This window comes from Mesorhizobium kamtschaticum (assembly GCF_056174585.1).
In genome coordinates this window covers 2,601,973-2,616,417 of sequence record NZ_CM149691.1, presented here as the reverse complement: position 1 = coordinate 2,616,417, position 14,445 = coordinate 2,601,973, and the positions used below count along the sequence as shown (strand labels likewise).

Below are 14,445 nucleotides of genomic sequence, written 5' to 3'. Positions count from 1 at the left end.
CGCTCCGTGCCACTACTGGACCGACGCGACAGTACAGACGGAAGCGGTCTGCGCCATGCCCTGGCAGAACGCGAAGCCATCAAGCCGCGGATCCTCGACCAGCGTTTGCGTATCGCCGTCCACCGGCTGGCCGGTGAAGAAAACCGGAGCCGGGGCGCCGGCACCATACGCATAGCTATTGTAGGCGACCGTGCTGGCCGCGTCCGGTGCCGGGACCGTGTTGGGCGGCGAGACAACCAGATCGGCGCCGACATAGGTCAGCTCGTAATTGACGGAGGCGCCGAGGCTTCCCTGTTCGATCGCGTAGCCGCCCGGTGCGCTGGCCGGCGTCGCCGCGGTCGAGAGTGCGCCGGTGAGCGTGTCGCTGCCGACCAATCCCAGCCCACCGATCGTGTAGGTGAGCGGCGGGTTGGGCATGCCTTGCGGCCGGCTTTGCGCGTCGGCCACGACCGTAATGGCGCGTTTGCCGATGGTGAAATCCGAGCTGACATAGGTGATGTCGTAGTTCGAATTTGCCGCGTTGGTCAGCGTGCCCTGGCCGAGCGCGTAAGCGCTGGCATTCTCGCCTGCGGCCCTGTCCAGCGCGCCGACCAGGGCGATGCCATTGCCAAGATAGGAATAGCTGTAGCCATAGGACGACGGATCGGCGTCGGCGTAGGTCTTGCCCTGGCCGGCATTCGCCGTGACCGTCACCGATCGCTTGGCGATGCTGAAGTCGGCTCCGGCATAGCTGATGTCGTAGTTTGAATTGGCCTCGTTGGTGATACCGCCCTGGCCGATCGCATAGTTGCCGACCGTCTCTCCGGCAGCGCGGTCGAGAGCGCCAACCAGCGCCACGCCGGTGCCGAGGCTGGTGAACGTATAGCTGTACGAGGACGGATCGATATCGCCATAGGTCTTGCCCTGGCCGGCATCGGCCGTGACCGTCACCGACCGCTTGCCGATGCTGAAGCCGGCATCGACATAGGTGATGTCATAGTTCGAATTGGCGGCATCGGTGAGCGTGCCGCGTCCGATCGCATAATTGCCGACATTCTCGCCGGAGGCGCGGTCGAGCGCACCGACCAAAGCCGTACCATTGCCGAGATCGGAATAGCTGTAGCCATAGGACGACGGATCGGCATCGCCATAAATCTTGCCCTGCCCGGCATTGGCCGTGACCGTCACCGCCCGCTTGGCGATGCTGAAATCGGTCCCGACATAGGTGATGTCGTAATTCGAATTGTCGGCGTTGGTCAGCGTGCCCCGCCCGATCGCATAACCGCCGACATTCTCGCCCGAAGTGCGATCGAGAGAGCCAACCAGTGCGACACCCGTGCCAAGGTCCGAATAGCTATAGAGGTAGGATGACGGATCGGCATTGCCGTAGGTCTTCCCTTGGCCAGCGGTCGCAGTGACCGTGATGGCCCGCTTGCCGATGCTGAAATCGTTGCCGACGAAGCTGATGTCGTAGTTCGAGTTGGCACCGTTGGTGAGCGTGCCCTGCCCGATGGCATAGCTGCCGACATCCTCGCCCGAAGCGCGGTCGAGCGCGCCGATCAGCGCCACACCAGTGCCAAGGTCCGAATAGGTATAATCGTACGATGACGGATCGGCATTGCCGTAGGTCTTGCCCTGGCCGGCTGTCGCTGTGACCGTGACCGCCCGCTTGCCGATGCTGAAGCTGCCGCCGACATAAGTGATGTCATAGTTCGAATTGGCGGCGTCGGTCAGTGTGCCCTGGCCGATCGCATAGGTGTCGACATCCTCGCCAACGTCGCGGTCGAGCGCGCCAACCAGCGCCGCGCCGCTGCCGAGATCGGAGTGGGCGTAGCCATACGACGACGGATCGGCATTGCCGTAGGTCTTGCCCTGGCCAGTATCGGCCGTGATGGTGATTGCCCGTTTGCCGATGCTGAAATTCGAACCGACATAGGTGATGTCGTAATTCGCATTGTTGGCGTTGCTCAGCGAGCCCTGGCCGATCGTGTAGGTGCCAACATCCTCGCCCGCATCGCGGTCGAGCGCGCCGACCAGATGCGCTCCACTGCCAAGGTCGGAGACCGTATAGCCGTAGGACGACGGATCGGCATTGCCGTAGGTCTTGCCCTGGCCAGTATCGGCCGTGACGGTGATTGCCCGTTTGCCGATGCTGAAATTCGAACCGACATAGGTGATGTCGTAATTCGCATTGTTGGCGTTGCTCAGCGAGCCTTGGCCGATCGCATAGGTGCCAACATCCTCGCCCGCGTCGCGGTCGAGCGCGCCAACCAGCGCCGCGCCGCTGCCGAGATCCGAGTAGGTGTAGCCGTAGGATGATGGATCGGCATTGCCGTAGGTCTTCCCTTGGCCAGCGGTGGCAGTGACCGTGACAGCCCGCTTGCCAATGCTGAAATCGTTGCTGACGAAGCTGATATCGTAGTTCGAATTGCTTGCGTTGGTGAGCGAACCCTGGCCGATGGCGTAGCTGCCGACATCCTCGCCCGAAGCGCGGTCGAGGGAGCCAACCAGGGCCGCGCCCGTGCCGAGATCCGAATAGGTATAGCCGTAGGATGACGGATCGGCATCGCCGTACGTCTTACCCTGGCCGGCGGTCGCCGTGACCGTGATAGCCCGCTTGCCGATGGTGAAATCGTTGCTGACGAAATTGATGTCGTAATTCGCATTGGCGGCGTTGGTCAGCGTGCCCTGGCCGATCGTATAGGTGCCGGCGTCCTCGCCGGCGTCGCGGTCGAGCGCGCCGACAAGTGCCGCGCCGTTGCCGAGATCGGAGTAGGTGTAGCCATAGGACGACGGATCGGCATTGCCGTAGGTCTTGCCCTGCCCGGAATTCGCGGTGACGGTGACCATCCGCTTGGCAACGGAAAGCAGGCCACTGCTGCCGAAGGCAACGGCGTAGCCGTTCAGCCCAGCGACGTTGGCGGCATCGATAGTGATCGTATAGGTCCCGGCTCCGAGCTGCTGGGTGGCAAGCGTAGCGGGGGTATAGAGCGTCGGCGCGCCGGTGAAGGCGGTGGTGGCGCTGTCGCCGAGATAGGCGTTGGCCACCCCTGCCTGATAGCCCGAGACCGAATAGGTCAGCGTCGGCATCGCGTCGCCGTAAACCTTCGACGCATTGTCGGAGGTGAAGGTCAGCGTCGGCTGGTAGGCGAAGACATAGCGATTGCCCGTCGCACTTACGGCGCCGCCGGCAGCCGTACTCCAGATCGCCGTGTTACCGCTGTCGAGGTTGCCGAATGTGTTGCCGGTCGGACCTGCGGCATAGACAAGCCAGCGGCCTGTTCCGGAGACCGAAACCGCGTCGCTGCCACGGTTGTTGACGAAGGCGCCACCAGCCGAGAGCACGACATTGGCGTTGCTGCCGGCGGTGACTTTAGCCGTGGATGCGACCGTCAGCTTGCCTGGGGTCTTGACCGTGACCGCGCCGCTCGCGGTCACGCCGTTGACGCCTGCGACGGTTCCAACCGTCAGGTCGCCGTTGTCGGTCACGCTGACTGTTCCGGTCGAGGCCGCCAGAGTGCCGATCGCATTGCCGGCATTGTTGAGCGCATAATTGCCGCCGCTGCCCAGCAGGAGAAGGCTGCCCGCGCTTATTGAGGCCGTCTGGGTCACCGTTCCCGTCGAGGAGAACACGAGCGTGCCCGGCACATAGGCGGCCTGGTCGATGGCGAAAGTCGCTCCCGACGGGTCGATCTCCATATTGGCAAGCCCGCCGATCAGGCTGGAAGCTGTGGCGTTGCTGCCGACCGCTGTGGCGCGCGCGCCGTTGAGCGCCGACAGCGTCGCCGCGGAACCTTGCTGCTTGAGATAGGCACCGTAGATCGACAGGCCGCTTATGTTTCCGGTGGCGTTCTGCTGGAAGGTGGCGCCGGCCGAGGGTCCACTCGACGTCACCAGCACCTGGCTCCCGCCCGCGGCGATGGTGCCGTTGGGCAGCAGGAAATAATAATAGCCATTGGCGCCGGTCGAGCCGACCGCCGAGGCCGGCGTCATCGTGCCGTTGACCAGGATGTTGGTGGCGACGCCGGCAAGCGGTGTCGTGCCACGATCGCTGTAGGCCGTCCCGGTCACCACCTGCGGTGTCGTCGGATAAAGCCATTTGAAGTAAGGCAGGCTGGTGTTGGCGACGAGACCCCAGGTCGACGACGAGAAGCCGGTCTGCAGCGCCGCCATCAGCTGTGCCGTCGTCTTGCCGGTGGCGCTGGCGCTTGCACCTATGGTGATGCCGGCACCGATGCCCGAGAGGCCGGCGCCGGCCGTATCGGTGTCCCAGTAAGACGTCTTGACGGTCGCCGGCTTGTTGTTGCCCGACGTGTCGGCCATGTTGTTGCCGACCAGTCCGCCGACATTGGTCGTGCCGCTGACGAAGCCGATCGAATAGGAGCTCTGTATGCGGCCAAAAAGGGAAACACCGCCGGAATAGACCGAGCCGTTGAGCCCGACAAGGCCGCCGACATTGCTGGTGCCGTAGACGGCGCCGGTCGCGTAGGTGCCGGTCGTGCCGGCGATCGCACCGACGATGCTGAGATTGCGCCCCACCAGGCCACCGACCTGGTCAACGCCGCGCACCACACCGGTGGCGAAGGAGGTATCGATGTAGCTGCCGGAATCATTGTTGCCGACCAGCCCACCGACCGCGGTGACGCCGGTCACCGCCCCGGTTGCATAGGCTTGCGTGGCGCTGAAGGTGGAGAGGCCGATCAGGCCGCCGACATTGTTGCGTCCGGTGACGGCACCGGTTGCATAGACCGTGTCGCTCGGACCGCTGCCAACTTGACCCGAGGCCTGCCCGAACAGGCCGCCGACATTGTCGCCAGTCGCCGTAACAGTCCCGGTCGCAAAGGAGGTGTTGTAGAAGCCGGCCAGGACATAGCCGAACAGGCCGCCGACATTGTTGCGGCCGCTGACCGCCCCTGTCGCCGAAGCGGCAACATTGGTGCTGACGGCTTCCACCCAGCCGCTGCTGGAATTGTTATAGCCGGCGAGACCGCCGACATAGTCACGGCCACTGACCGCGCCGCTTGCCGAGACATCGTTGATGTAGCCGGCTTCGATCGAGCCGGCGAGCCCGCCGACATAGTCGCGCCCGCTCACTGCCGCCGAAGCGGACACGTTCATGAGATAGAACGGATAGTAGGTGCTGCCATCGCTCGCATAGCCGTGATTGCCGCCGAGAAGCGCGCCGACATGGTCGCGCCCGGTAATCGAGCCGCCGGCCACTTTGACGTTCTGGATGGTTGCGGCGTTGGCATAGCCGAACAGGCCGACATAGTCGGTCGTCGGCCGGTTGATGAACAGGTTGGAGACGGTGAGGCCCTTGCCGTCGAACGTGCCGGTGAAAGCATGTTCGTTGGTCGTGCCGAACGGCAGATTGGAATTGGCCGGGAAACCAGTGCCGGCATCGAGCGCGCTGCCGATCGGCACGAAGCCGGCGGCACCCCATACGCCCTGACCGCCTGCCGTCGTGCTAGCATCGATATCGTTGCCGAGGGTGTATTTGCCGTTGAGATTGAGCGCCATCAATTGCAGCTGGTGTGCATTGGTGATGGTGGTCGAATATTCCGACAAAAGCATCGGCCGCGTGCCGCCGGCAGCACCTCCGGCATTGTTCAGCGTCGAGTCGGCGTCGACGATCACCCAGCCGGCGCCACCACCCGTGGTGCCGAAGGTCCAGCCGGTGAAGCTCGACGCTGTCAGGAAGTCGCTGGTGTGCAGCCCCGTTCCGCCGGTGGCGGTGTTGGGCCCCCAGCCGGCGGCGGCAGTGGCACCCGTGGTGTCGAGGTCGAAATAGGACGAGGCAATGCTGCCGCTGTTGTAGCCGACGATCCCGCCAGGCGTCGCGCCAATCAGCGCACCGGTGGCGTAGGAGTTTGTGACCGTGGTCGTCGCGTCCAGGGAAGCACCGACGAGCCCGCCGACATAGCCCTGGCTGGCGTTGACCGCGCCCGTCGCATAGGACGTGCCGATGCTGGCCGTGCCTCTCGTGGAGCCGACGAGGCCGCCAGCCTGGGTGGAGCCGTCACCGTACACGGTACTCGAGGAATAGGATGTCGCGATCGAGGCGCTGTCGAGATTACCGACCAGGCCTCCTGCCTTTGACGCATTCCCGGACGTTACGGTTCCCGTGGCGAAGGACCCGGTGATCGAGGCGCCAAAGCTGGCGTCGCCGACAAGGCCGCCACCGCTGCTCTGCCCGCCTACGGTTACCGCGCCGCTGGCCGAAGAACCGGTGATGCTGCCGGCGAAAAGAGCGCCGACAATACCGCCGGCATTGTCGGTATACCCGGCTTGCACGGTGGCGGTGGAGATCGCACCACTGATCGTGCCGCTGCTGAAGCCAATGAGGCCACCGACGGAGCGATAATAGTCCGCGGTCGTCCTCACGCTGCCCGAGACGGTAACGGCACTGACCGTTCCCTCATTCGTGCCGGCGAGGCCGCCGATGGTAGCGCTGTTGGCTGAGCCGCTCGTTCCCAAGATCACGACATTCGCCAATTTGAGATTACGCACAATGGCGCTGCCGGCGATGTCGCCGAACAGGCCGACGCTGCTGTCGGGCGACGTTATGGTCAGGTTGGAGATAGTGTTGCCGAGACCGTCGAAAGTCCCATTCAGCGTGTCGACGACAGCCGAGGTGAAGAGCGTCCCGGTCGCATCGATGCCGCGTCCGAGCGCGAAATTGGCGCCGCTGTTGTTCTTGATGTTGCGCAGGTCGTTGAGCGTGTTGACCAGCATCGCCGCGTTGAGCGTGCCGCCACCCGCGATGTTGCCGGAATAATTCTCGGTTGGATTGGCGTAGCTTGTCGTGTTGACGCCGCTTCCCGCCGGATTAACCGTGGGGTTGTGATAGATCGAGACGACGCCCGAGGTGCTCGCCTTGATCGCGCTGCTGGCGAAGCTCACCGTGCCAGTCCCGGTGCCCGAGCTGTCGGCGCGCAGGTTGATGGCCCCGCCGCCGCTGCTCGTCAGGCTCGCATTGACGACGATGTTGCGATTGGCGCTGAGCGTCAGCGAATTTCCGCTCGCCCAGGTCACGGCATTGGCCACGGTGATGTCGCCGGTCTGGCTGCCGGCGGTGCCGGTCGTGACCGTGACATTGGCATTGGCGAGCGCGCTCTGCAGCGTCGAAACGCGCAGGATCGAGTTGTTGCCGCTGGCGGTGTAGATCCCCCCGATCCGGAAGCGGCAGGCGAGCCCGCAGTGGTCTGGATCGTCAGATTGTAGGGATCGAGCAGCAGGTACCCCGTATCGCCGAATCGTGCGCTGAGGTCGACATTACCGTCGAAATCGAGGACGCCATGGCTAGACACCTCGGTAGACCCGCCATTGCCGCCCTGCTCGCCGCCGCGCGCCGAGATCATGCCCTCGAAACCCGTTACCGCATCGGACCAGACAATGACGGTGCCGCCATTGCCGTTACCGGTGGCATCGGCCTTGATGGTCGTCGCCGCGTCAATCTCGGTGGTGTCGGCGTGCTGGAGCGTACCGGAGCCCTGATAGTCGCCGCCGATCTTGACCGTACCGCCGCCGTCCTTACCCGAGGCATCGACCTTGGCTGCCTTGAGCTTCAGCTTGCGGCCGGTGACCGTGACCTTGCCGCCCTTACCGCCGGCCTTGGCCGAGGCATCGAGCGTGCCGGTGATTTCGACGGAACCCTCATCCCCACCGAGCACGATGGCGCCAGACTGGCCCGAGACCGTGCGGGCCTCGATGACACCGGACATGTTGACCGCCTGGCGCGCCGCATCGCGCACTGCAGCCGCCTTGAGCTCGACCGTCCCACCATCGGCGCTGATCAGACCGGAATTGCTGACCAGCGCGGTGCTGCCGTCGGCCTTGGTCGGCACGGAAACCTGCAAGAAGCCGTCGCCGGAAAGATCGAGCGTTGCCTTCTCGCCGGAACCCAGCCCGACCTTGCCGAGTGGCACGCTGATCGAGCCGGCATTGTCGACGCCGCCGCCGATCAGCGCGGCATAACCGCCACGGCCGATGCTGATCGAGCCCTGGTTGGAGACGGCGCTTGAGGCTCCGTTGCCCTCGAATTTGAGATTCCCTGCCTTGAAGTCCTCGTCGCTGATGCCGAGCGATGAGGCGACGAAGCCGCCGGCGGCACTCACCTTGCCGGTCTTGGAGATGGCGATGCCGTTGGGGTTGACGAGGAAGACCTGGCCGTTGGCGTTGAGTTGGCCTGCTATCGTCGATTTGGTGCCGCCGGTGACGCGGTTGAGCATCGTCGAGGTCGACGTTGGCTGGTCGATGTTGACGGTCGCACCCGCGCCGATCGAAAAACTCTGCCAGTTGACGATGGCCGAGCTGGTCGACTGCTTGATGCTCAGTTGCGAGGATGACGGGTTCGAAATGGTGACGCCGCCGGAGGCGACGCTGCCGCCGGTCGGCAGTTGCTGCGCCCGCGCCGAGGTGAAACCGACAAGCGCGGTCGAGGTCAGCAAAAGCGCCATCAGCGGCGCGCTGGTGCGGTTGCGGCGGTGTGGGGGGTGGCTTCGCATGCTCACACCTCAGAACTGGATCGCGCCGGCGAGCGAAAAGCGATCGCTGGTCGGCAGATGGTCGTCGCGATGCTGGCGGCCCCATTCCAGCGTCAGGCTGGCGTTGGTCGCGTCGCCCGCGAGCGCCGTGCCGACCTTCAGCCCAAGCCCGTATGACGCGCCGACGATATCGGCCGTCTCGAGCACGGTCGGCATTTCGAGATGGACCTGCCCGACAGCGCCGAAGACATAGGGCGATAGCGAAACGATGCCGCCGGTGAATGGCACGTACCAGGGCGAGGACAGCTCGCCGCGCACCACATAGCCGGAATCGCCCTGCAGCGCGCCGGCGTCGAAGCTCGACAGGCCATTGGGGCCGACCAGCCCGATCTGCTCCGACTGCAGCAGCGGCTTGCCGAACGAGGTCTGCGCGCGGGCATAGAGATCGAGGCCGAGATGCGTGGCCAGCGGCTGGCTGTAGCTGGCCTGGACCTCGAGCTTCTGGAAGGCGGCATCGGCCCCCTGGCGTGACAGCGGCAGCAGCGGTGTGGCATCGGCGGCCGAGCGCGCGCCGAGCCCGTCAATGCCGAACGAGGCCACGACATTGCCGGTGAAGACGCCGCCGAGCGGCGTGAACCAGGTGGCGTCCGTGCCGAACCTGACGATGCGCAGCCGATCCTCGGCGATCGGCAGCGAGATCGGCGTCACCGCATTGAGAAAATCGTTCTGCGCGTCGAAGGAGAGTTCGCTGCTGACGGTCAGTTCACGGCTGCGGATCCAGGGATAGCGAAGCCTGGCCGAATAACGCTCGAACTCGCTGCCAAAGCCGAGCGTGCCGGGCTCGGCGGTCGGATTGGCGCGTGTGCGGGTGGCTTCCAGGTTGAGCGTCAGCCCGTCATAGCCGATCGGCACAACGATGCCGGCGGCATAGTTGCGGTTGCGCGGAGCATCGGTGAACAGGCCGCTCTCACCGCCATCGGGATAGCCGCCGATGCGCACATAGACGAGTTCGCCGAGGCCAAGCAGCGAGTTGAAATCGACACCGACGCCCGTCGACCAGCGCTGCAGCGATGGCGATAGCGAGTTGTCCACGGTGACCTGGCCGCCAAGCGGATGGTACTTGCCGTCGATGACCAGCACGCTGGCGCCCTTGGCGGTGCCAGCCTGCAAGGTCGAGCGCAGCCTGGCGCCCGGCGTGTCGCCGGCCAGAAGCAGCTTGCGCTCGATCGCCGACAGCTTGATGCTTTTTTGCCCGACCAACGGCGCCAGCGTTGCCTCGACCCGTCCGCGTATGCGCTCGGGCAGGTTGCTGGTGTCGATCCGTTCGAGATAGCCGTCGATGACGACGAGCCTGAGCCTTGCGCCGTCATTGAGCTTCTGCGCCGGCAGCACGACCCGGACCAGGGCATAGCCGGCGCGGCCATATTCGGTCTCCAGCGCGCGCGCCGCGGCAAAGATTTCCGCCGCCGTCACCGTGCGATGGGCGAGGCCCGCAACGATCTTGCGCGTCGCCTCGGCCATGTCTGGCAGGCCGCCCTCGACGCTGACGTCCCTCAGTTTGACTTTCAGCTTCTCGGCGCCCGCCGGCGCCTCGAGACCCGATCCTTCCGGGATCGTAACGCCCGCCATGTTGGTCTGCGGCGGCGGCCGGAAAGTTGGTGGTGTGATCTGGCTGGCGGTCTCAGCGAACGCACCGGCGGGGAGCCCTAGACATATCGAAGCGGCGAGCATGGCGGACCACCCACCCCCCCCGGGCCTGCGGGAAACAGGCAGGCCATCGGCTTGTTTGCCAATCGCGATCTTGCTTCTATACTTCACCAGCCACTCGTAATTCGAGGTACATGCGGGCAAGGCTTCGCCGCCGGGCGATCTCTGATCGCTCGTCTTTGCCGCCGTTTCTCGAATTCATGTCCGAAAGGCATGCCCCGCCCCTCGGATGACGCGGAAACTATGCCTGGCCCTGATGAAGGTCAATTCAACCTGCGGCCGTTCGGCTGACTATTATTGGGAGGGGTTTTTCAAGCTATAGCAATTAGTTAGCAAGTTGCGCCGCCAACCTGTCGCACTTTGACCGGTCCAGTTCTCGGCATTTGGTACCTCTGGACACAAGTGTTGAAGGCTGGAAAATGGGCAACGAAACCACGCTGTTGGAGTTGACTCGAAAGAGCTGGAGGATGGTGCTGAATTTGGAAGATATTGCCGGCCATCCGGCGTTGCATCGCTTCGTTCAGGAGCAGTCGCTGGCGTTGATCCAGATCTATGAAGAGAGCCCCAGGCTGGCTTCCATCTTTGCCACGCAGCAGCGCTGGCTGATGGGCCATGTCGGCCTTGCCATGCATTTCAGGCGCGACCCGAACGACCGCCGCAAGGAGCTGACCGTATCGCGTTTCATCGAGGTCGTGCACAAGAACGCCGTGGCCAGCCGCAACACGGCGGACGCTTTCATCAAGGAGATGCTGCATTACAACATCGCCGAGTATGTGGCGGGCGGCGACGGCCGCACGCATCCCCTGCAACCGACGGCGGCCACCATCGAGAGATTCACCGGCTGGGTAATCGCCCATCTGCGCACGCTCGACCATATCGATGGCGGCGACCGGCTGGCCAGATACCTGGACCGGCCCGACATGCTTGCGACGCTGCAGCCGCTGGTGGCTGACGGCCTGCTTGCCTCAAAGCCGGTGCGCGAACCCAACCAGACCTTTTCCCTGTTCATCTGGCTCAACAATGGCGGCATCGTCATGGACTGGCTGATGTCTGGCATCGATCCCGACCATGCCGGCCTGGAGCGGATACCGACCAGCGTGGTTTCGATCGGCGACTTCGCCAAATGGCTCAAACTGTCGCGGACCCATCTCGGCCGCAAACTGCGCACCGCGGAGGAGCTCGGCAGCATCGGCTGGCTTGGCCAGCGTGGCCATTCAGTGATGTGGGTGTCACACGGGTTCTATGAGGAATACATGACCGTCCAGGCCGCCAAGCTGGCCGTCGTCGACAGCGCCTTCGAAGCCTGTTTTCCACGATCGCAAAGCGCTGGCTGAGCAGCGCCGCGCACGAGAGCAATTCCAGGAAAAGCGTGAAACGGTTTTCCCGGGAAATGCGCATAGCGCTTCCCCTTGGGAATTGCGTCGGAACAAAGTCGATAGGTTCTACATTTCCTCGAGGTAGTGAATCGCTGCCACGATTTACGCCCACTGTACACATTCACTCACTATTGACGGCCGGCGTCTGGACACGGGCCGCGAAGGCTGAAAATGTGTCTTTGCGTCTTCGCGGCAAGGGGGCTTATCGCAGCGGGGGAGAATGGCGCTCACATTGGAAGAAATTGCCGCTCATCCGGCATTGCATCGCTGTGTTCGCGTCCAGGCGCAGGCGATGAACCAGACCTATGAGACGAACCCGCGGCTTTCCTCGGTGTTCGCCACGCAGCAACGCTGGCTGATGGCCCATATCGGCCTTGCCCTGTATTTCAGGCGCGAGCCTGACGACTATCGCAAGGAACTGACAGCGGCGCGTTTCATCGACGTGATCCGGCAGCATGCCGTGGCCAGCCGCAACACCGCCGACGCCTTCATCAAGGAAATGCTGCACTACGGTTTCATCGAGTATGCGCCCGCGACACAGGACGGCCGCATCCGCCCCCTGCAGCCATCGGTGACCTCGTTGGAGCCGGTTACCCTCTGGCAGATGGCGCATCTGCACACGCTGGACAGTCTCGACGGTGCGAACCGCCTGGCCCTGTTCCTGGCCCGGCCGGACGCACTCGCCATGGTGCAGCCACGGATCGCCGATGGCCTGCTCTCGTCCAATCTGGTGCGCGAGCCCAAGCAGACCTTTTCCCTGTTCACCTGGCTCAACAATGGCGGCGTCGTCATGGACTGGCTGATAGCGGGCGTCGATCCGGATCATGCCGGCCTCGATCGAATCCCGACGGGTATCGTGTCGATCGGTGATTTCGCCAAGTGGCTGAAACTGTCTCGAACCCATCTGGCGCGCAAGCTGCGCGATGCCGAAGACCTCGGCAGCATCGGTTGGCTCGGCCAACGCGGCAATTCGGTGATGTGGATGTCGCCCGATTTCTACCAGGAATACATGGCCGCCCAGGCGGTGAAGCTGGCCATTATGGATGCCGCCTTCACCGAAGCCTTTGCTTCGACGACAGACCACTGACCGTTGCGGCATCCCCCATGCGGGGGATGCACGAACCCGCGATGGCCGCTAGCACTTCAGTTGTCGCCATGCGCGGCATTACGATTGGAGAGGGACCTGCATGAAAAAGCGTTACGAAAAACCGACGCTGGACAAGCGTCAGAAGCTGTCCAGCGTCACGGCGGCATGTACGCCCTCAACCTGTGTCGATTGACGCTCGCGGGCTTCACCGACACTGACCTCAGGCAAACCTCGGCGCTCTCACTCGATGTCGAATGAGACGCCCTGGGCAAGCGGCAGCGCCTTGGAATAGTTCACCGTGTTGGTGGCGCGCCGCATATAGGCCTTCCATGCGTCGGAGCCGCTCTCGCGGCCGCCGCCGGTTTCCTTTTCGCCGCCGAAAGCACCGCCGATCTCGGCTCCCGACGTGCCGATGTTGACATTGGCGATGCCGCAGTCCGAACCATCGACACCGAGGAAGCGCTCGGATTCCTGCAGGTCCCGGGTGAAGATCGACGACGACAAGCCGGCGCCGACCGCATTGTGCTCGTCGAGCACGGCGTCGAAATCCGAATATTTCATCACATAAAGGATCGGCGCGAAGGTCTCTTCGGTCACCGGCGAGACTTGGCTTTGCATCTCGACCAGCGCCGGATGCACATAATAGGCATCGGGATGGCCGTTCTCGACCCGCGTGCCGCCGGTCACCTTGCCGCCATGGGCGGTGGCCTCCTTCAGTGCCTTCTGCATGGCGTCGAAGGCGGCCTTGTCGATCAGCGGCCCGACCAGCGAAGAAGTCTCCAGCGGATTGCCGACGGAAACGCTCTGATAGGCTTTCTTCAGCCGCGGCACCAAGGCATCGTAGACGCTGTCATGCACGAACAGGCGCCGCAACGTCGTGCAGCGCTGGCCGGCCGTGCCCATGGCGCCGAAGGCGATGGCGCGCAGCGCCATGTCGAGATCGGCGGTCGGGCAGACGATGCCGGCATTGTTGCCGCCGAGCTCCAGCACGGCGCGTGCAAAACGCTTGGCCAGGCGTGGGCCGACATCCCGGCCCATGCGCGTCGAGCCGGTGGCCGAAACCAGCGGCACCTTGGGATGGTCGACCAGGATTTCGCCGACGGCGCGGTCGCCGATCAGCACCGGCGCCAGGCCCTGCGGCGCGTCGGCACCGAAACGCTTCACAGCGCGCTTGAAGATCGCCTCGCAGGCAAGTGCGGTCAGCGGCGTCTTCTCCGACGGCTTCCACACCACCGCGTCACCGCAGACCAGCGCCAGTGCCGCATTCCACGACCACACCGCGACCGGGAAGTTGAAGGCCGAAATGACGCCGACGACGCCGAGCGGATGCCAGGTTTCCATCATGCGATGGCCCGGACGTTCGGTGGCGATGGTCAGGCCGTACAATTGCCGGGACAGACCGACAGCGAAATCGCAGATGTCGATCATCTCCTGCACTTCGCCGAGGCCCTCGGACGGGATCTTGCCGACCTCGATCGACACCAGCCGGCCAAGCTCGGTCTTGTGCGCACGCAATTCCTCGCCAAGCAGCCGCACCAGTTCGCCGCGCCGGGGACCCGGCACCATCCGCCAGGACTGGAACGCCTTGTGCGCGGCATCGATGGTCTTGCTCGCATCGGCGGGCGAAATCGTCTTCAGCGCGGCAATCTCTTCGCCAGTTACCGGGCTGCGCACGATGAGGTCGCCACCGACAAGCGCGTCCTTGGCCACACCCAGTTTCGCCAGAAGCTCAGCCGTTTCCTTCGCTATGGTCATTTTTGTCCCTTTCAGATCCCATCATATGGCGTCGGGTCAAAGCCTCGCGCCATGT

At 64.1% G+C, this 14,445-nt stretch carries 6 protein-coding genes; 2 read left to right on the top strand and 4 right to left on the bottom strand.

What is annotated here, in order from left to right; genetic code table 11:
• Positions 1-12: 12 nt before the first annotated feature.
• Genes AC0V7N_RS12845 through AC0V7N_RS12835 form a run of 3 tightly spaced genes read right to left on the bottom strand, consistent with a single transcriptional unit; the run spans position 13 to position 10,094 of the window.
• Positions 13-7,026: an MBG domain-containing protein gene (locus tag AC0V7N_RS12845; RefSeq protein WP_496627873.1), complete on the bottom strand. Its 7,014-nt coding sequence runs from the start codon at positions 7,024-7,026 to the stop codon at positions 13-15.
• Positions 7,011-8,486: a two-partner secretion domain-containing protein gene (locus AC0V7N_RS12840; RefSeq protein WP_496627872.1), complete on the bottom strand. Its 1,476-nt coding sequence runs from the start codon at positions 8,484-8,486 to the stop codon at positions 7,011-7,013. The genes AC0V7N_RS12845 and AC0V7N_RS12840 overlap by 16 nt, the downstream gene beginning before the upstream one ends.
• A 9-nt stretch (positions 8,487-8,495) precedes the next feature.
• The gene (locus AC0V7N_RS12835; protein ID WP_475457966.1) at positions 8,496-10,094 is read right to left on the bottom strand and encodes a ShlB/FhaC/HecB family hemolysin secretion/activation protein; all 1,599 of its coding nucleotides are present in this window, start codon (positions 10,092-10,094) and stop codon (positions 8,496-8,498) included.
• 545 nt (positions 10,095-10,639) lie between these two features.
• On the opposite strand from AC0V7N_RS12835, the gene AC0V7N_RS12830 reads away from it, so the two are divergent.
• Positions 10,640-11,506: a hypothetical protein gene (locus AC0V7N_RS12830; RefSeq protein ID WP_475460301.1), complete on the top strand. Its 867-nt coding sequence runs from the start codon at positions 10,640-10,642 to the stop codon at positions 11,504-11,506.
• Between the two features lie 262 nt (positions 11,507-11,768).
• The gene (locus tag AC0V7N_RS12825; RefSeq protein WP_475457964.1) at positions 11,769-12,635 is read left to right on the top strand and encodes a hypothetical protein; all 867 of its coding nucleotides are present in this window, start codon (positions 11,769-11,771) and stop codon (positions 12,633-12,635) included.
• A gap of 240 nt (positions 12,636-12,875) precedes the next feature.
• Here AC0V7N_RS12825 and amaB read toward each other — a convergent pair whose 3' ends face one another.
• The gene (gene amaB, locus AC0V7N_RS12820) at positions 12,876-14,390 is read right to left on the bottom strand and encodes an L-piperidine-6-carboxylate dehydrogenase (RefSeq protein WP_475457962.1); all 1,515 of its coding nucleotides are present in this window, start codon (positions 14,388-14,390) and stop codon (positions 12,876-12,878) included.
• Positions 14,391-14,445: the final 55 nt, after the last annotated feature.

Excerpts from the sequence above, each read along its gene's own strand:
- AC0V7N_RS12840 (WP_496627872.1), bottom strand. The coding sequence starts at position 8,486 with ATGCGAAGCCACCCCCCACACCGCCGCAACCGCACCAGCGCGCCGCTG.
- AC0V7N_RS12835 (WP_475457966.1), bottom strand. The coding sequence starts at position 10,094 with ATGGCGGGCGTTACGATCCCGGAAGGATCGGGTCTCGAGGCGCCGGCG.
- AC0V7N_RS12830 (WP_475460301.1), top strand. The coding sequence starts at position 10,640 with ATGGTGCTGAATTTGGAAGATATTGCCGGCCATCCGGCGTTGCATCGC.
- AC0V7N_RS12825 (WP_475457964.1), top strand. The coding sequence starts at position 11,769 with ATGGCGCTCACATTGGAAGAAATTGCCGCTCATCCGGCATTGCATCGC.
- amaB (WP_475457962.1), bottom strand. The coding sequence starts at position 14,390 with ATGACCATAGCGAAGGAAACGGCTGAGCTTCTGGCGAAACTGGGTGTG.